General features: G+C 58.1%; 14 protein-coding genes and 1 tRNA gene. 4 read left to right on the top strand and 11 right to left on the bottom strand.

Annotated features, from left to right (window positions below; translation table 11 throughout):
- Window positions 1-7 precede the first annotated feature (7 nt).
- The 5 genes from ABVT35_RS06120 to ABVT35_RS06100 form a co-directional block, all read right to left on the bottom strand.
- Window positions 8-1,036 (bottom strand): ABC transporter ATP-binding protein, encoded by a 1,029-nt coding sequence (locus ABVT35_RS06120; protein ID WP_368466284.1) that lies wholly within the window; start codon window positions 1,034-1,036, stop codon window positions 8-10.
- 1 nt (window position 1,037) lies between these two features.
- Window positions 1,038-2,042, bottom strand: coding sequence for an ABC transporter ATP-binding protein (locus ABVT35_RS06115; RefSeq protein WP_368465394.1), 1,005 nt, complete (start codon window positions 2,040-2,042; stop codon window positions 1,038-1,040).
- A gap of 170 nt (window positions 2,043-2,212) precedes the next feature.
- On the bottom strand, window positions 2,213-3,133 hold the full coding sequence (locus ABVT35_RS06110; RefSeq protein WP_368465393.1) for a LysR family transcriptional regulator: 921 nt from the start codon (window positions 3,131-3,133) through the stop codon (window positions 2,213-2,215).
- A 241-nt stretch (window positions 3,134-3,374) separates the two neighbouring features.
- Window positions 3,375-5,372: a biotin carboxylase N-terminal domain-containing protein gene (locus ABVT35_RS06105; protein ID WP_368465392.1), complete on the bottom strand. Its 1,998-nt coding sequence runs from the start codon at window positions 5,370-5,372 to the stop codon at window positions 3,375-3,377.
- A 7-nt stretch (window positions 5,373-5,379) separates the two neighbouring features.
- Window positions 5,380-6,966 carry an acyl-CoA carboxylase subunit beta gene (locus ABVT35_RS06100; RefSeq protein WP_368465391.1) on the bottom strand — a complete coding sequence of 529 codons (1,587 nt, stop codon included), beginning with the start codon at window positions 6,964-6,966 and terminating at the stop codon, window positions 5,380-5,382.
- Window positions 6,967-7,074: 108 nt separating this feature from the next.
- Between ABVT35_RS06100 and ABVT35_RS06095 the strand changes: the two genes are divergently transcribed.
- Both ABVT35_RS06095 and ABVT35_RS06090 read left to right on the top strand, forming a co-directional pair.
- Window positions 7,075-8,259 (top strand): acyl-CoA dehydrogenase family protein, encoded by a 1,185-nt coding sequence (locus tag ABVT35_RS06095; RefSeq protein WP_368465390.1) that lies wholly within the window; start codon window positions 7,075-7,077, stop codon window positions 8,257-8,259.
- Window positions 8,260-8,299: 40 nt separating this feature from the next.
- Window positions 8,300-8,908: a TetR/AcrR family transcriptional regulator gene (locus tag ABVT35_RS06090; protein WP_368465389.1), complete on the top strand. Its 609-nt coding sequence runs from the start codon at window positions 8,300-8,302 to the stop codon at window positions 8,906-8,908.
- Window positions 8,909-8,913: 5 nt separating this feature from the next.
- Here ABVT35_RS06090 and ABVT35_RS06085 read toward each other — a convergent pair whose 3' ends face one another.
- Complete coding sequence (locus ABVT35_RS06085; protein WP_368465388.1) at window positions 8,914-9,837, bottom strand: carbohydrate kinase; 924 nt, start codon at window positions 9,835-9,837, stop codon at window positions 8,914-8,916.
- Window positions 9,834-10,520, bottom strand: a complete 687-nt coding sequence (locus tag ABVT35_RS06080; protein ID WP_368465387.1) for a D-lyxose/D-mannose family sugar isomerase — start codon at window positions 10,518-10,520, stop codon at window positions 9,834-9,836. The genes ABVT35_RS06085 and ABVT35_RS06080 overlap by 4 nt, the downstream gene beginning before the upstream one ends.
- 464 nt (window positions 10,521-10,984) lie before the next feature.
- On the opposite strand from ABVT35_RS06080, the gene ABVT35_RS06075 reads away from it, so the two are divergent.
- Window positions 10,985-11,061 (top strand) — tRNA-Pro (locus ABVT35_RS06075).
- A 240-nt stretch (window positions 11,062-11,301) separates the two neighbouring features.
- On the opposite strand, the gene ABVT35_RS06070 is transcribed toward ABVT35_RS06075, so the two are convergent.
- Window positions 11,302-12,267 carry a DMT family transporter gene (locus tag ABVT35_RS06070; RefSeq protein WP_368465385.1) on the bottom strand — a complete coding sequence of 322 codons (966 nt, stop codon included), beginning with the start codon at window positions 12,265-12,267 and terminating at the stop codon, window positions 11,302-11,304.
- A 161-nt stretch (window positions 12,268-12,428) separates the two neighbouring features.
- The gene (locus ABVT35_RS06065) at window positions 12,429-14,063 is read right to left on the bottom strand and encodes a GMC family oxidoreductase (protein ID WP_368465384.1); all 1,635 of its coding nucleotides are present in this window, start codon (window positions 14,061-14,063) and stop codon (window positions 12,429-12,431) included.
- A gap of 318 nt (window positions 14,064-14,381) precedes the next feature.
- On the opposite strand from ABVT35_RS06065, the gene ABVT35_RS06060 reads away from it, so the two are divergent.
- Complete coding sequence (locus tag ABVT35_RS06060) at window positions 14,382-15,365, top strand: zinc-dependent alcohol dehydrogenase family protein (protein ID WP_368466283.1); 984 nt, start codon at window positions 14,382-14,384, stop codon at window positions 15,363-15,365.
- Between the two features lie 35 nt (window positions 15,366-15,400).
- Here the strand turns inward: ABVT35_RS06060 and ABVT35_RS06055 are convergent, their stop codons facing one another.
- On the bottom strand, window positions 15,401-15,817 hold the full coding sequence (locus tag ABVT35_RS06055) for an Hsp20/alpha crystallin family protein (protein WP_368465383.1): 417 nt from the start codon (window positions 15,815-15,817) through the stop codon (window positions 15,401-15,403).
- 497 nt (window positions 15,818-16,314) lie between these two features.
- Entirely contained in the window at window positions 16,315-17,463 is a 1,149-nt protein-coding gene (locus ABVT35_RS06050) for a hypothetical protein (protein ID WP_368465382.1), read from the bottom strand.
- Between the last annotated feature and the right edge of the window lie 131 nt (window positions 17,464-17,594).

The raw sequence follows: 17,594 nt of genomic DNA, 5'->3' as shown, positions 1-17,594 counted from the left end.
CCTGATTTTACGTTTTTACCTCTTTGCCGGCGGTTGGTTCCCCGGTCTGTCTTGTTGTTCCTTCCACAAGGTGACAGGCCGTATAATGCCCTGCCGCCACCTCGCGGAATTCCGGATCGATCTGCCGGCAGATATCCTCTGCTCTTGGACAGCGCGTGCAGAAATTGCAGCCGACCGGTGCATTGGCCGGCGACGGCACGTCACCCGTCAAAATAATGTGCTTGCGCTCACTTTCGCGCACAGGATCGGGCTCGGGAACGGCCGACAGAAGAGCCTGCGTATAGGGATGCAGCGGCGCGGCGTAGAGTTCGTCGCGCGGCGCAAGCTCGACGATCTTGCCCAGATACATGACCGCCACCCGATCAGCGATATGGCGGACCATCGACAGGTCATGGCTGATGAAAAGATAGGTCAGCCCGAATTGCTCCTGCAGATCCTCCAGAAGGTTGACGACCTGCGCCTGGATAGACACGTCAAGTGCGGCGATGGGTTCGTCGCAGACGATGAATTTTGGATGCAGAGCCAATGCGCGGGCAATGCCGATCCTCTGACGCTGCCCACCGGAAAATTCATGCGGATAGCGATTGGCGAAGGAACGAGCGAGCCCGACCGCATCCATAAGCTCGTAAATGCGCTCTAGCCTTTCACTTTTCGAAAGCGACAGGTGCTCGACGAGCGGTTCGCCGATGATCCCGGCCACCGTCATGCGGGGATTGAGACTTGCCTGGGGATCCTGAAATATCATCTGCATCTTGGGCCGCAGATGACGCAGCTTGTCCCGGTCGATTGCGCTGATATCGGTGCCGTCGATGGTGATCGACCCATCGGTTATGTCGTAGAGCCTGAGAACCGCCCTGCCTGCCGTGGACTTGCCGCAACCGGACTCACCCACCAGGCCCAGGGTCTCGCTTTCCTTGATGTCCAGCGAGATGTCGTCGACCGCCTTGATGTCACCGACATGCCGCCGAAAAATGCCCGCATGCACCGGGAAGTGCATTTTCAATCCGCGGACCTTGACGAGCGGTGTCGACGGCATTTCATTCATCGCGCGGCTCTCCGGTTGCCGGGTCCCAGAAACAGGCCACGTCGTGGCCCTGCCCCACATTCAGCCGTTTTGGATCTTCTCTCAAACAACGCTCGAACGCATGTGTGCAGCGGGCATGGTAGCTGCATTGTCTCGGTGTAGACAAAAGGATTGGCGGCTGCCCCTTGATGACGCGCAGCCTTTCGGCGCGGCTGCCGCGTATGTTCGGAACCGTCTGCAAGAGCGCGCGCGTATAGGGATGCTGGGGATGTTTGAACAAATCCGCAACGGGCGCCTGCTCGACCACCTGTCCGCCATACATCACCATCACGCGGTCTGCGATCCCGGCAATTACACCAAGATCATGGGTGATCCAGATGATCGCCATGCCGAGCTTCTTGCGCAGTTCCTTCATCAGTTCCAGGATCTGTGCCTGAATGGTGACGTCCAGCGCCGTCGTCGGCTCGTCGGCAATCAGCACTTTGGGATCGCATGCCAGTGCCATGGCAATCATGACTCGCTGTCGCATGCCGCCGGAAAACTGATGCGGATAGTCGGACAGGCGTCTCGTTGCGTCCGCTATGCCAACAAGGTCCAGCAATTCCGCAGCGCGCTTCTTGGCGGCAGCCCTCGTCAATCCCATGTGGTTGCGCAGCGGCTCCATGAGCTGGTATCCGACCGTAAACACCGGATTGAGGGACGTCATGGGATCCTGAAAGACAAAGCCGATACCGGCACCGCGTACCGCCCTCAGTTCGTCCTCGCTGACCCTGAGCAGGTCTTTACCGTCAAAATTGACGTGGGCGCCTTCGATGATCGCCGATGTGGAACCCAGCAGGCCGATCAACGACATCATTGTTACCGATTTGCCGGAACCGCTTTCACCGACGACTCCAAGCAACTCGCCCGGTTTGAGATCAAAACTGACGGAATTGACCGCGTGAATAGCCCCAAGGCCTGTTTCAAAAACGGTCTTCAGATCCTTGACTTCAAGAACAGCCGCCCCGCTCTCAGACATCAGGTACTCCGTACGCCCTCACCTCGTGCCCCTCTCAGGAACGATAATTTCGCAGAATGACAATTTGACACTGTAAATGCAAATTGAAGTTGCACGCACTGTTGAACTTTTCCCCGACACCATTAAACGCCGGATGGATCGGGACATTGGGCGCGGCTTGCGTGGCGCACCTAGCCGGGCGAACTGTCTGTGTGATCATCCCTTTCCCAATAGGGCGGTCTTCCATATTTCGAAAGCAGGAAATCGATCAAAGCGGTGACCTTGGGCGGCGTGGTCTTGGCCGGAGGATAGATCGCCCAGATGTTGCCGGTGCGCGCGACCGGATAATCCTTCATTACCGCCACAAGCCGGCCGTCGCTCAGATCCTCCCACACATGGGCAACGGATTTGACTGACAGCCCCAGGCCGCACAGCGCAGCATCATAGGCGTAATCGCCGCTGTCGCCCGATATTGCCGGTTTGATATTGCAGGCGATCTCACCCTTAGGGCCTTCGAAATACCAGACCGGCATGGAACTGAGGCCAATACAGGCGTGATGGTCCAGATCCGCTGGCGTTGCAGGCGCTCCGCATCTGGCGATGTAGTCGGGAGACGCGCACAGGACACGCCTGTTGCCGCCTAGTTTGCGGGCCATCATGCTTGAATCGGGCAAGGGCGCGGCCCGTATGGCGAGATCGAAACCTTCGCCGACGATATCGACGATATGATCGGAAAAACTCATCTCTATGCGCACATCGGGACAGAGCTCCATGAACTCGTTGAGATAGGGAAGGATGTGCTTGCGGCCAAAAAACATGTTGCTCGATATGCGAAGCTGTCCCCGCGGCTTGTCCAGGCTGGCATCAAGCAGGTCGAAAGCCGTATCGATCTCGTCGAGCGCATTTTGCGCATGCGCCAACAGCACGCGCCCGGCCTCGGTCAATGAAATGCGGCGGGTGGTTCTTGCCATCAGCTGGGCGCCGGCCGTCTTTTCCAGCGTTGCCAGCCGTGCACTCGCGGCTGAGGGCGACAGACCGAACTCACGCCCGGCTTCCGACAAATTGCCAAGGCCGGCGACACGCACAAAGAACCTCAGGTCATCAAACCTCATTATCCCAAACTTTCGTATAGTTATACCAAATCAAGACTGATTATACTAAACTTCGGAATATGTGAAAGTCCCTTCATCGAAGAAGGAGATTGATCATGCTGCACACCGGAGATTGTTACGAGAACAGAGCCAGACACCACCGGCACATTGCCGTGGCGTCAGCCGTCAAGGCGTTGCGGCGCTGGGTCAGACGCCATGCGAGCCAGAGGCCATGATGCGCCGGAGCTCTCCGGCACTCATATCAATTGTCCGCCTCAGGATCGGCCAGCGTCATTACTGTCTGCCCGGAGCCAAGCGTCTCGCCGACCTGCGCGGTTATAGAGGAAATGTGCCCGTCAACCGGGCTTTGCAAATCCATCAGCAGCTTCATGGATTCAAGAACGGCGACGGTCTGGCCCGCTGAAACTTCGTCGCCTTCCGCGACGCGGATTTCCGCAAGCGTTCCATGCATGGGCGCAGCGACGGCTCTGTTGCCTGCGCTGCCGACACTTGCATCGGAATGCGCACAATCAGTCAGCACCCGGACCGTGGCGCTAAAATCAAACGAAATGTGCCCAAGATGGATCCGAATACCGTGACGCATATAAACCAGCTTTTGTGTTACGCCGCCGGATGTCACCTCAATCAGGCTTTCCGACAGCCGCGCTTTAACGCTACGGGCTGTTTCCCCGTCATCCAGATGAAATCGCTCACCATCCTGCTCGACAGTGATCACGGTTGAACTGCCAGCACCATCGACGCGGTAGCTGGTCCGGCCGCGTGCGCCTGCATTCCCGAGAAGCCGGAAGTCATCGAGCTGCTGCCACGGGGTCGTTCCTGACGACCGTCGCACGCGCGTATTGTCGAGATGAGCAACAAGCGCCACCATGGCGGCAATCTCGTCATTGTCATAACGCCAGCCGTCGGGCCAGGTTTCATTAATGAAGCCGGTCGTGGCATGGCCACTGCCGAATGTTTCGGTTCGCAAGGCATCAAGAAGAAAACTGCGATTTGTTGCCGGGCCGAGGACCACCAGCTGCTCCAATGCCGTCTCCAGGTGCGCGAGCGCAGCGGTGCGGTCCCTGCCTTGGGCGATGAGCTTGGCGAGCATGGAATCATAGTGCGGGGAAACCTCGCTGCCGGTTTCAACGCCGCCGTCGACCCTGATGTGATCCGGCACCGCCCAAAGGTGGATTGTGCCGGTATCCGGTCTGAACCCGCAGGATGGATCTTCGGCGGTCAACCGCGCCTCGATAGCGTGGCCTGAACGCTGGATCTGCTCCTGCTCAAACGGCAAATTTTCTCCCACCGCGATGCGCAACTGCATCTCGACCAGATCGATACCGGTAATTTCCTCGGTAACGGTGTGCTCAACCTGGAGCCTCGTGTTCATTTCCAGAAAATAGAATTCTTCCGTTCGGGCATCGACAATGAACTCCACCGTTCCCGCCGAATCGTATTCGATCCGGTTTGCGAGCTTGAGGGCGCTGGCGAAAAGCGCCTGCCTTGTTTTCTCCGACAGATTGGGCGCCGGCGCCTCCTCCAGAAGCTTCTGATGATTGCGCTGAACGGAGCAGTCGCGCTCGTACAGGTGCACGATATTGCCATGGCGGTCGCCCAGTATCTGCACTTCGATATGGCGCGGGTTTGCGATCAGTTTTTCAATCAGCAACCGCCCGTCCCCAAAGCTGCGTTCAGCTTCACCGCGAGCAGCCCGAACGGCATCAGCAAAACCGGCCGGCTCCCGGACAATCCGCATGCCTTTGCCACCGCCACCCGCCGACGCCTTGATCATCAGCGGGAAACCGATGCGGCCGGCCTCTTTCGCCAGGAGCTTTTCCGACTGGTCGGCGCCGCTATAACCCGGAACAACCGCCACCCCTTCCTCTGTGGCAATCTTCTTCGCTTCGATTTTCGATCCCATGGCTCTGACGGCGCCGGTGTTCGGTCCGACCCAGATAAGGCCTGCTTCTTCACAGGCGTCGGCAAGCTCGGGCTTTTCCGAGAGAAACCCGTATCCGGGATGTATGGCGTCGGCGCCAGCTATTTTGGCGGCGTCGATTATACGGTCGACACGCAGATAGCTTTCACGCGCCGGCGCAGGTCCGATCGCAACCGCGGCATCGGCCTGGCGCACATGCAGTGCGTCACGGTCGGCCTCCGAATAGGCCGCAATGGTGCGCAGCCCCATTTTCCTGGCACTGCGGATAACGCGGCAGGCGATTTCACCACGATTGGCGATGAGAAGAGATCGGATCATCCGGGCCTCACATTCTGTAAACAGGACGGGGACCGGTGTCCCTCGGCCCGCCGGCACCAAGAGCAATGCAAAGACCAAGAACGTCGCGGGTCTGGTCCGGCTCGATTATGCCGTCATCCCAAAGCCGCGCCGTTGCGTAGTACGGATCGCTCTGTTCTTCGAACTGCGCTCGGGTTCGGGCATCCAGTGCTGCGATGTCGTCTTCGCTGGCGTTGCCCTTGAGGCTTCCGCGGCGCAGATCGGTGACAACGGTTGCCGCTACATCGGGGCTCATGGTGGCGATGCGTGCATTGGGCCAGGAAAACAGGAACCGCGGCCGGAACCCGCGACCGCACATGCCGTAATTGCCGGCCCCATAGGAACCACCGGTAATGACCGTGTATTTGGGTACCCGCGCGTTGGAGACCGCATAGACCAGCTTAGCGGAATGTTTGGCGATTCCGGCCCTTTCCGCCTCGGTGCCGACCATGAAGCCGGTGATATTCTGCAAAAAGACGAGCGGGATCTGGCGCTGGTCGCACAGCTCGATGAAATGGGCTCCCTTAAGGGAAGATTCGGAAAACAACGCTCCGTCATTGGCGAGAATTCCGACGGGGTAGCCGTGAATGGCGGCAAAGCCGGTGATCAGGGTCGAACCATAGTCCGGCTTGAACTCAGAGAAGCTGTCGGCGTCGACAAGACAATCAATCAGACCATGCGTGTCGATCTTGCGTTTCAGGTCCACCGGCACGAACCGGTTGATGGCGCCCGCCTCGGGCTTTGGAGGCCTCGGCGATTTTGGTGGCGGGGCTATGGTCCTGGCCGGGCCAAGCGCACCGACGATTTCGCGCAACTTTGCCAGCGCCTGCGTTTCGCTGTCCGCGACATGGTCGGAAACACCTGACACTTTGGTGTGCATATCGGCTCCACCAAGCGTCTCGCCATCGACGATCTCGTTGATGGCCGCCTTGACGATGGGCGGGCCGCCCAGGTGGATGCGACCGGTGCCGCGCACCATGATCACCTGGTCCGACAGTGCCGGGATATAGGCGCCGCCCGCAGTACATCCGCCAAAAACGACGGAAATCTGCGGCAGGCCCGACGCTGACATGCGGCACTGGTTGAAGAACGATCCGCCAAAGTGATCGCGGTCGGGAAAGACCTTGTCCTGCTCGGGCAGGTATGCGCCGCCGCAATCGACCAGATAGAGGCATGGCAACCGGTGCTCCTCGGCGATTTCCTGCGCGCGCAGGTGCTTGCGCACCGTCTCGGCAAAAAAGGAGCCGCCCTTCACAGTCGCATCATTGGCAATCAGCATGCAGGGAATGTCGTGGATCATACCAATGCCGGTTACGATGCCGGCAGCGGCGACATCGCCGCCGTAAAGGCCATGCGCTGCCAGCGGAGAGAGTTCGAGAAACGGACTTGCCGGATCGAGCAGCAACTCAATGCGCTCGCGGACGGGGATCTTGCCGCGCTCACGATGACGGTCGTGCATTGCCTTGCCGCCGCCGGCCAGCACAGAGGCGTGTTTAGAGCGCAATGTGGCGATGAGATCTTCAAGACCCGCCTCGCCCGCCGCTCTGGCAGGGTTGTCTTCCGATTGATTTGACATGGGTTCGATCCGGATTTAACCTAACTAACGACTGTTAGGTAACGCTACACAGATTGTGGAAGGCGGGTCAACCCCTCCTCAGATCGTACATGCAAAGGAGTTTTGCGAATGACTGTGACGGCACGGGAAACGGATATGCACTCTGGAACCGGAGACACCGGACCGTTTCGCGAGGAACACCGCATGCTGCGCGACCAGGTTCGCCGCTTTGTCGAAGAAGAGATCAAGCCGTACGCCGATGCCTGGGAAGAGGATGGCATGGTGCCGCGCGACGTTCTTCGAAAGATGGGCGACCTCGGCTTTTTCGGCATCCGCTACCCGGAAGAATATGGCGGCTCCAACATGGACACGCTGGCGACAGTCGTATTGGCCGAAGAGCTCGGGAAATCGACATACTCGGGCGTTGCAATAACCGCGCTGGTGCACACCGACATGGCGTCCGTCCATGTCTTCAACGGCGGCAGTGACGAGCAGAGGGCGGCCTTCATGCCCGGCATCATCTCCGGTGTATATATCACGGCGGTCGGCGTCACAGAGCCGGACGCCGGTTCAGACGTGAAAGGCATCCGCACCACCGCAAGGCGCGAGGGCAACGACTTCATCCTCAACGGCTCGAAGATGTTCATCACCAACGGCGTGCATGCCAATTTATATTGCATCGCCGCCAAGACCGGCGATTCCGACAAGCCCAGCCGTAATGTCACGATGTTCCTTGTACCAAAAGGCACGGCCGGGTTTTCCGTTGCCCGCACGCTCGACAAACACGGTTGGCGCTCTTCCGATACTGCCGAACTCGTCTTTGAGGACTGCCGCGTTCCGGCGGCAAACGTGCTTGGCGAGGAAGGGCACGGCTTTTATTCCATCATGAAGAACTTCCAGAACGAACGCCTCGTCATCGGCGCAATGGCGGTGGGAGAATCCCAGGCGGCACTCGATCTGACCATCGACTATGTGCGTACCCGCAAGGCCTTTGGCCAGGCGCTGTGGGACAAGCAGGCGATCAGGCAGCGGCTTTCCATGCTCGCTGCCCGGGTGGAGGCCGCGCGGCAGCTTGTCTATGCGACAGCGGAGCGGGACGCCGCCGGCCACGATGTCATCAGGGAAGTCTCCATGGTCAAGGCCCTATGCGGCGAGTTGGTCAACGATGTCATGTATGACTGTCTTCAGTTCCATGGCGGCACCGGATATATGCGCGGCTCGGCCATCGAACGCATGGCGCGCGATGCACGTGTGCAGGCAATAGGCGGCGGGGCGACTGAAGTCATGCTGGAAGAAATCGCCAAACGCCTGTAAGCATTCGGCGAACTTGAAGCCAAGTCAGAAGGAAAACGGCATGCCGTCAGCAATTGGAGCATCGGTTGCACCGGATACGCAAAAACGCGTGCCGGATTCACGCCGCGAAATTCTCGACGCGGCGGCAAAGCTGTTTCTGGAAAAAGGCTATGGCGACACATCCCTGCGCGAGCTTGCCGCTCGGGTCGGCATGAAGGCCGGCAGCCTCTATTACCACTTCACTTCCAAGGAACAACTGGCCATCGAAGTGCTGCGCATCGGCGTCGACACCGTCGCGCAAACCGTGAGGGCACGGATAGAGGAAGCAGGCCCTGTGACAACCCCCGCCGAGCGGGTTTCCATTGCAATCCACGCGCATCTCGAGGCGCTGCTTTTAAAAAGCGAATACACGTCGGCCCACATTCGCTGCTTTCCCTATACGCCGCTCGCTGTTCAGGAAGAATTGCGTGCCGTGCGCCGAGCCTATGAGGATATATGGGCCAGGCTGATCGACGATCTGCTCGGCCCGGACCGTGTTGAGGCCGAAGCACGCTATCTGCGCCTTGCCGTACTTGGGGCGCTCAATTGGTCACTGGAATGGTTCGATCCGAAGCGTGACGATGCCGGGGATTACGCGAAGGCGCTTGAGCAGGTGATCCTGCGCGCGTGAGCGCCCTACCCCAGCTCATCCTTCCATGGTGGATTGGCGCCTGCCCGGGAAACGGTGACCGCCGCTACGGACGCCGCCAATTCCAAAGCCGTTTGCAGTTCATCCCGGGCAATGGTGCGTAATGCCGATTTGTCGAGGCGGCCGACATTTTTCAAGCCGGCAAGGAGTCCGGCATCGAAACTGTCCCCGGCGCCTACGGTATCGACGACAGTTACCTGCTTGGCCTGGACCTGGACGCTGCCGGAGCCGGTCGTGGCAGATGCGCCCTGTGCACCGCGGGTTTCAACAACAATCGACACGCCGCCTTCGATCCATTCCTGCTTGACCGTTTGCGCGTCCTTTTCAGGTTCAAGCCAGGCAAGATCTTCGTCGGACACTTTGACAATATCGCTTCCGGCAATCATGCGCCGCATGCGGCTGCGATGGGCATCGGGATCGGATATGAAATTTGCCCTGATATTGGGATCGAGAGAGATCACCCGTCGGTCGGCCTCGCGCGCAAGCAGCGCCTCATAGGATGAGCCGCTGGGTTCCGAAATCAGGCTGATCGCACCGAAATGCAGCGCCTCAACGCGCTCGTCGAGATCCGGCAATGCATCCGGCGTAAGCATGCGGCCGGCGGTATTTTCGTCATAAAATGTGTAGCGGGCGTGACCGTCATTCAACTCGACGAATGCGAGCGTGGTTGGACGGTCGGTGCGAACACAAAATGCCGTATCGACGCCGGAGTGTTTAAGCGCATCTTCCAGCTGGCGGCCGAACATATCCGTCGACAGACCCGAAAAGAAGCCGGACTGGACACCCAGCCGACCAAGCGCCACCGCGGTATTGAAAACCGCACCGCCTGCGGCAGGAAGCAGCACGTTTTCCCCCTCCGGCAATTGCCGTGGCAGCATGTCTATCAGCGCCTCGCCGCAACAAAGGATCATGCCAGCCACCTTTCATAGTCCGACACCAAAAGATGGACCGGATCGGTATCTTCCTCGATATCGGAAAAGCGGCCAATGGGCTCAAAAAAGATATTGTCTGTCATATCGTCGTTGACGGTGGAAACCTCGCCAATCAGCACGTCACCCCCCTCGCCCCAGAATGCGTGCCAATTGCCAGGCCGAAGTGTAACGCTTTCACCAGGTTCCAGAACCAGCGTGTCACCGGCGGAAAGCGTGCGCGGAATGCCGTCACAAACCACCGGCACAGCAGCACTTTCATCGAGATTGCCGTCACCGTCGGATTCATACATCTTTATCGCCAGTTTCGCGCCGCCACGATTGATGATGTCTTCAGTCTTGACGATATGCCGGTGCATCGGTGAAAGCTGGTCTCGGCGCGAAATCATGATCTTTTCCGCATAACACATGCCGCCACCGCCCTGCAGATCGGCAAGCGAGCCATTCCTGGCAGTAAAAAGAAACAGGCCCATTTCGTCGAACCTGCCCTCACCATAATCGGTAATGTCCCAACCGAGGCGGGCATCGACGATTGCGTTCAGTTCGCCTCTGCGCTGTTTCATCTCTTCGGGCGACATGTAAGCAAAGGGCGGCAGCCGAAAACCGAAGGACTGCATGAAGCTGTCAGCCTCCAGCAAAATCTCGTTGATGCGTGAACGTTTCATTTGCGCCTGCTCCTTTACGCCAACGGTTTGGGCTCTCCGTGCGGGCTGTGACCGCAATGACCGGAACATGATACCGGCAAATCGCGCACCGTCCGAACGGTGCTGACCAGCCGCGCAGCCTCACGCACCAGAAAATTCAGCGCGTTTTAACTGGAACGGACATGTCGGCGGTTCCTGTGCCCAGGATGGTTGGGCCGCAACATAACCGAATTTAAATCGATTACAATAGCCATTTTGGGCGTTATGCGGACACTTGATCACAGCGCGAGTATCCGTAAGTCAAACCTGTTCCGCGCGAAGCGGCATCAGTTCAAACAACGCAAAACAAACCACCATTTTCCGGTGAATTCTTCACTTGACGGCAGCGTATTTCCCGATTACCTACACCTCCCACAAGACCGCTTTGCAACAGTGAGACGCGGTCACGGCGGCCCTTCAAGATCAGGCACGGGCCCGCCTGCAGTCGGAGTGTAGCGCAGCCTGGTAGCGCACCTCGTTCGGGACGAGGGGGTCGGAGGTTCAAATCCTCTCACTCCGACCAGTTTTTTCAATTATACTTCAATCGGTTAGGGATTTTGTGAATTTCCCGACATTCGCGATCCGCTCAGTTTCCGCCTTTTTTGACCTGCTCCAACAGGAATGAGAAGATGGGCGGCCCCTCCATTTCATCGCGAACCTCGCCTCCGGACTTGGAATTCGAGGGGATGTTCTGCAGCGGATTATTCGGGGAACAGCCTGACAAAGATGAGCCCGGTCAGCCGGAGCGTTCGCCAATCAGTGTTTACTTGTCCTTGTTCTTCCGCTTCCGCGCAGCTCTCATCATCGGTCCGATGCGGAAATATGTGCCCGCTGCAATCCTGCTTCGGGTGCGGAGCACAGGGGTGTTTTCGGATACGTCCTTGCGGCTTTCGCGCAGGACTATGTAAAGGCCGCTTATGATGATGATTACGGCGCCGACGAGCGTGCGCTCTTCGGGGACTTCGTTGAAAAACAGCAAGCCAAAGAGCGTCGCCCACAGGATCTGCGAATACTGCATCGGGGCAACGATCGCCGCCTCAGCGGCCTTGTAGGCGCCGATCATGCAGTTCAGCGCAACAAAACCGAGCACGGACAGGACAGCCACCGCCACCAGATCGCTCAACGGCATCGGTTTGTAATCGAACGGCATCAAAGCGCCCATCACCAAAAAGCTGCCGAGCATCGGAAAGAGCAGCAGGACAAGATCCCGCTCGTGACGGCCGATGCGACGCACGATGATCGAAGCAAGTGCGGAGCCAAATGCGCCAACGAAGGCGGCCACGTGTCCCAGGGTGAACTCGGAAGCACCGGGGCGCACAACAATCAGAACGCCGACCAGCCCGACCAGAACTGCGCCGCCACGGTGCAGGCCGACACGCTCGCCCAAAATGGGGATAGACAGCAAGGTGATGATCAGGGGAACGGTAAAAAGGATCGAGTATGTCTGTGTCAGGGGCAGAACCGAAAAGGCGTAGAAAATGCAGGACGAGGAAACAAGGATCGAAACGGTTCTGATTACAGTCCACCAGGGATGGCGCGGGCGCATCGTGTCGGCGCTCGCATCGCGAACCAGCATGAATGAAACCAGCGGGAAGCCAAACATCACGCTGAAAAACAAGATCTGGTACGGGCTGTAGGTGGCACCGAGATATTTGACGATCACGTCATGGGTGGCGAATATCGCAAAGCCAAGCAGCCCCACAAGCGCGCCTTTGGTGTTCGAACCCATTTGAAAATATGTGCTCCGGTCTCAAAATTCGATTGATAGCGCCACAGATATCAGCATGGCAATGCAATGTACTTTGCCGTTTGGGCATCACAGCCTTGCGGGCTTCGCATGGCGCGGGCAATCGCCGGGTTACGCAGCCCGTGAAAGACGCCTGAACATGTCTACGCCGTTTGCAGTGAATTCTGCTGCACTTCCCGGCCTTCATCAAGCAACAGGCTTGCGCCCTTTTCTCCAATCATCAGCGTGGCGGCGTTTGTGTTTGCCGATGTGACTTTCGGCATTACCGAGGCGTCGATGACGCGTAGCCCCTCAACGCCGCGCACCCGCAGTTGCGGGTCGACGACCGCCTGCTCGTCGCTTCCCATCCGGCACGTGCCAACGACGTGGAAAACGGTTCCCCCGGTGTTGCGGACATAATCGCAGATCTGCTCGTCACTCTGCACCGTGGCACCCGGCACGATCTCCTCACTCCATTGATCGCGGAAGGACGGTTGCCGGTGAATCTCCCGCAAGATTTTTACACCTTCAACGATGGTTTTCAGGTCGATATCCGAGGAAAAATAACGCGGCGCAATACGCGGCTGTTTCAAAGGGTCAGCCGACTGAATTTGCACCGAGCCCCTGCTTTCAGGATGGCACTGCCATACCGACGCGGTGAATCCGGAATACTTGTGTAGCGGCGTGCCGGGCTTGTCGACGGACAAAGGCATCACGTTAAACTGGATATCCGGACGCCCTGCCACTGCATGGTTTGTGCAGGCCGCGCCGCCGACCTGGCCGGCACCGACCGTCAAAGGCCCCTTCCCCGCAAGCAGCCAGTCCAGCCCCATACCTGCAAGCTTCAACGGGTTGCGGACATCGTCATTGAGCGAATTTCTGCTCGTGAGCTTAAGGATCATACGCGCCTGGTAGTGATCCTGCAGGTTCTCGCCGACCTCCGGCGCGTCTATGACGACGTTTATCGCGTGTCTGCGCAGCAGGTCGGCAGGCCCGATCCCGGACAGTTGCAGGATTTGCGGCGATTGCAGCGCACCGGCCGACAAGATGACTTCGCGCCCGGCGCGGGCACTGTGCTTTTCGCCGTCTGAAATCCATTCCACGCCGGTGGCTCTGCCGGCTTCGATAGTCACCCTTGTCACATGCGTACGGGTTTCAAGTGTGAGGTTTCCTCTGCCGAGCACCGGATGCAAAAACGCCGACGACGCGCTGGCGCGCCAGCGGCCGTTGAGGCTGAGCTGATAGGAACCGACGCCAAAGGTTGTATGGCCGTTGAAATCGTCGTTGGGCGGCAAGCCATATTCACAGGCTGCCTGAACCCAGGCACCGCATGCCGCATTCCGGTTGCGCAAGTCCGAAACGGACAGTTCGCCGCCGCGGCCATGATAGTGATCGCTGCCGCCATGGTAACATTCAATGTTCCTGAAGTGTGGCAGGACCTGTTCATAGGACCAGCCATGGGCGCCAAGTTTTGCCCAGTCATCAAAGTCCTCACGCTGACCGCGGATGAATATCAGGCCGTTGATGGAACTTGAACCGCCGACGATCCTCCCGCGCGGCCACGGGATGCCGCGAAAGCCATCGCCCTCGGAGGGCTCAGTCTCGAATATGCGGGAAAACCGCTGATCATAAATCGTCCGGTAGTAGCCGACCGGCAGCTTCAGCCAAAAATTCCGGTCCGGGCCGCCGGCCTCCAGCAACAGGATTCTGATATCCGGATCATTTGACAAGCGCCTTGCGAGAACCGAGCCGGAGGAGCCTGAGCCGACGATGATGTAATCATATTCCACTATGCTCATCGTGTTGTCGTCTCCGCATCTGCACCACCGCATATACTGAACTGCGACCGGTCGATCGCATAATGCGCCTCAGGCAGGATTCGGCGGTAAGGTTACCACATTGGCGAATGAAGGGCCGACGCCCGGCAGACAACGACCGAATTTCACGAACAAATTATCGGGGGATTGACCGGTTGAAAAAACAGGATCAACCTTCAAACGCGTGGCTTTCGGCAGGCATGCGAATTGGCCGAAGACCGTGTGGATGTCGGCAGAATTGCACAGCGGGGCTTCCGGACGATGAATACAAAGACGGGCGCACCACCAGTGGACCGGCAAATGAAGGCCATGGTCCTCGACCGACCAGGGGCAGATCTTGTGCTGCGCGATGTTGCGATACCCGAACCCGGTCCGCGTCAGGCGCTTATCCGCGTTTTGGCCTGCGGGGTGTGCCGAACCGATCTTCATGTCGTCGACGGTGATTTGAAGGAGCCGAAGCTGCCGATCATTCCCGGCCACGAGATTGTCGGTACAGTCATTGCCACCGGTGAGGACGTTTCCGGACTTGAACCGGGCCAGCGTGTGGGCGTTCCCTGGCTCGGCCACACATGCGGGGCCTGCGACTACTGCCGGTCCGGTTCGGAGAACCTGTGCGATGCACCCGGCTTTACCGGCTACCAGATCGATGGTGGGTATGCGCAATACACGGTCGCTGACGTCGATTATTGCTTTTCACTGCCCGACGGAATGGACGCTGCGAGGCAGGCGCCGCTGATGTGCGCGGGCCTTATCGGCTACCGCTCCTACAAAATGGCAGGTGATGGCAGACGGCTCGGACTATATGGGTTTGGAGCTGCGGCGCATATTCTGGCGCAGCTCGCCCGTCACCAGGGGCGCGATGTTTTTGCCTTTACACGCTCCGGCGATGTGCAGGCGCAGGAATTTGCCCGCGAACTTGGCGCGGTTTGGGCTGGCGATTCCGATCAGGAACCACCGGAGCCGCTCGACGCGGCAATCATCTTCGCCCCCGTAGGCGGCCTCGTACCGGCAGCGCTCAAAGCGGTGAGGAAGGGCGGCATCGTCGTTTGCGCCGGCATTCATATGAGCGACATACCGCGCTTTGCCTATTCACTCCTGTGGGAAGAACGCGTTGTCCGGTCCGTTGCCAACCTCACCCGCCAGGACGGACATGAGTTTCTTGCGCTGGCGGCAAAGGCACCGATCGAAACGGAAGTGCATCGCTATCCATTGACCGATGCCAATTTGGCGCTATCCGATCTTCGGTCGGGCGCCATTACCGGTGCAGCCGTGTTACTGCCCTGACTGAAAATCCGGAGATTACCGATCCCGGAATTCACTCAGGATTTCCTGATCGAAATTTTCCGCTCCTCGGGCTTTGCCGATTTAACCTTGGCGATCTTCAGTTTTAAAAGCCCATCACTGTAATCGGCTTCAATCTTGGCGTTGTCAGCATCAGGCGGAAGCCTGAACGTCCTCTGGAAAGAACCGTATTCCCGCTCCGAAAAAAAGAATGTGCGCCCGGTCTCCTCACGCTGCGAACGTTTCTCGCCGCGGACCGTGAGACTGTTTCCGTCCACGGCGACATCGACGTCTTCAGCCTTGACCCCGGGCAGTTCAATATTGATTTCGTAACAGTCTTCCATTGCCGATGCGTCGGAGCGCGGCGCAAACCAGTCGGCCACACGTTGGCCAAGATTTCGAAGCGGATCATAAATGTTCGGCATCCATCCGGCAGTATGTGATTTTTCTACCATCTCATTCACCGTCCAAGTCTGATTGAAGGTTCCGGCAGTTTACATTTGCAACGCCGGATCAGCGTTGATTTGCGTCAATTCAAAACGCGTTTCGAGACGAGGCACATTGGACCAACGGTGCCGAAACGACTGATTGGCCACCATCCTTTCTTGAGAATCAGAATGTTGCCGAACGGACCATTTCGGATTTTTTTAACCGGCTATTCTCTTTAGTTTTCTTTGCAAAGTCTGGCGACAACGGTAGTGGCTGAAACAAACACAGGCGAATGCACAAGACTCCCTTGCAGCGACTATGCCAGAGTGCAAACCCGAGTTGAAATTAGCGGTTTGTGCAACGCGTGGAACACTTTGTTCCGCAGTGAGAACAAAATAAGATCCTTCCACAGGATAGTCACCGCGTCACCGGGTAAATTTCGGAATCGATTCAACGCCTGAGTTCAAAAGATCGTTTCGTATCCGTGTCATTATATTCGCAAAGTTATCCACCAGCGGCGGCATCAATTTCCGGTGCACATGGAATTGACCAGAGCGAAGGTCTGCTTTTGTGCCTTGTCCTGAGTGCTTAAGAAAGCACGCAACGGTGAAACATTTGCCGGCAAATAAACCGGTTTTTTGTCGCTGCAGGTCTCGAAAGACCGGCATGCACTCAATATCTCATCTGCCATTCCCGGCGCTTCGGAACCCGTGACTGCACTGAGCGAAAGCTGGTTAAGGCAACCGACCGTGGCCTGGATATCCAACGGATCTTCACCGGCCGGTACGGCATTTGCATCCGTCGTTAGCCGGGTATCGACATCTTTGCGGGACGCCTTAGCAGAAGCCTGTATGCTCGCAACAACGTAAGCGAGTTCCGACGCACCGGTCAGTATCCGCTCTTCCAGTGCGAGTTGTTCGGAAGGCTCCAGGACCTTCGCACGCGTCAACGCAACATTCACATCGTTGCGCAGCGTATTGATCTCCGTTGTTGCTTTTTCCAGCGCCGTTTCGACCTGGGCGACATCGCCTTCAATCAGCGAGAAATCCGCAAGCAAAGCAACAGCGTCAAACAGGCCCGCAACTTCCGTTGCGCTCGCGTCCCACCGGACATCCGGTAGCTCGCCGGGATTACCGGTTGCCAATGCGGATGAAGCCCGCTTGAGCACGTCAAGCGCTTCACCGCCATAGAGCGTCATGTCGGCGGAAAGGGCCTCGATGGGCAGTTGTGCCTTGCGCCCTGCCCGCTCGTACATCTGCATCAGTTCCGAAAGCCGCAGCCCGATGGCGCCAAGGCGGTAGCGGTCAGCGACCAGCCGTTTACCGTAGGCGCAGAACTCCGCCTCGTTCAACTTTGGCGCACACGCCTTTGGGCATTGATCTATTTTCTTGGCGATCTCCTCGGCTTGCGCGAACTGGCTGTCAGAGGCTGCAATGAGATCGGCAGCCACCGGAGCACCTGCGCCCTCTTCGCAAAAGGCGCCGCTATTGAGGGTGACCTGTGCAAGGGGCCGCGCCTCCAGCCTGGCCAATATGTCGTTGAACAGCTTCGATCCGTCATCGATCCTGAAGGCCTCGAAATACTTGCAGGCACCGCAGTCTTCGGCGAGAGCAGCTGCCGGTGGTGTCAAAGCAACAATTATAAAAGACAGGACCGTTAACAACAGGCGCATGGCCGCTTCCTCCAACATCCAGGCTTATGACTTGCCGAACTGATTTCCCCTCAAAGCAGTTTTACAGACTACCGTTATTTGCCGGCAACGCCATCATTGTTTTGGAGATGGGGATCGATTGGATCTCAATT

The organism is Hoeflea sp. TYP-13, from assembly GCF_040932035.1.
In the GTDB taxonomy this organism is placed as follows: Bacteria; Pseudomonadota; Alphaproteobacteria; order Rhizobiales; family Rhizobiaceae; genus Hoeflea_A.
This window is presented reverse-complemented; position numbering and strand designations above follow the sequence as displayed.

Excerpts from the sequence above, each read along its gene's own strand:
- ABVT35_RS06120 (WP_368466284.1), bottom strand. The coding sequence starts at position 1,036 with ATGCCGTCGACACCGCTCGTCAAGGTCCGCGGATTGAAAATGCACTTC.
- ABVT35_RS06115 (WP_368465394.1), bottom strand. The coding sequence starts at position 2,042 with ATGTCTGAGAGCGGGGCGGCTGTTCTTGAAGTCAAGGATCTGAAGACC.
- ABVT35_RS06110 (WP_368465393.1), bottom strand. The coding sequence starts at position 3,133 with ATGAGGTTTGATGACCTGAGGTTCTTTGTGCGTGTCGCCGGCCTTGGC.
- ABVT35_RS06105 (WP_368465392.1), bottom strand. The coding sequence starts at position 5,372 with ATGATCCGATCTCTTCTCATCGCCAATCGTGGTGAAATCGCCTGCCGC.
- ABVT35_RS06100 (WP_368465391.1), bottom strand. The coding sequence starts at position 6,966 with ATGTCAAATCAATCGGAAGACAACCCTGCCAGAGCGGCGGGCGAGGCG.
- ABVT35_RS06095 (WP_368465390.1), top strand. The coding sequence starts at position 7,075 with ATGACTGTGACGGCACGGGAAACGGATATGCACTCTGGAACCGGAGAC.
- ABVT35_RS06090 (WP_368465389.1), top strand. The coding sequence starts at position 8,300 with ATGCCGTCAGCAATTGGAGCATCGGTTGCACCGGATACGCAAAAACGC.
- ABVT35_RS06085 (WP_368465388.1), bottom strand. The coding sequence starts at position 9,837 with ATGATCCTTTGTTGCGGCGAGGCGCTGATAGACATGCTGCCACGGCAA.
- ABVT35_RS06080 (WP_368465387.1), bottom strand. The coding sequence starts at position 10,520 with ATGAAACGTTCACGCATCAACGAGATTTTGCTGGAGGCTGACAGCTTC.
- ABVT35_RS06070 (WP_368465385.1), bottom strand. The coding sequence starts at position 12,267 with ATGGGTTCGAACACCAAAGGCGCGCTTGTGGGGCTGCTTGGCTTTGCG.
- ABVT35_RS06065 (WP_368465384.1), bottom strand. The coding sequence starts at position 14,063 with ATGAGCATAGTGGAATATGATTACATCATCGTCGGCTCAGGCTCCTCC.
- ABVT35_RS06060 (WP_368466283.1), top strand. The coding sequence starts at position 14,382 with ATGAAGGCCATGGTCCTCGACCGACCAGGGGCAGATCTTGTGCTGCGC.
- ABVT35_RS06055 (WP_368465383.1), bottom strand. The coding sequence starts at position 15,817 with ATGGTAGAAAAATCACATACTGCCGGATGGATGCCGAACATTTATGAT.
- ABVT35_RS06050 (WP_368465382.1), bottom strand. The coding sequence starts at position 17,463 with ATGCGCCTGTTGTTAACGGTCCTGTCTTTTATAATTGTTGCTTTGACA.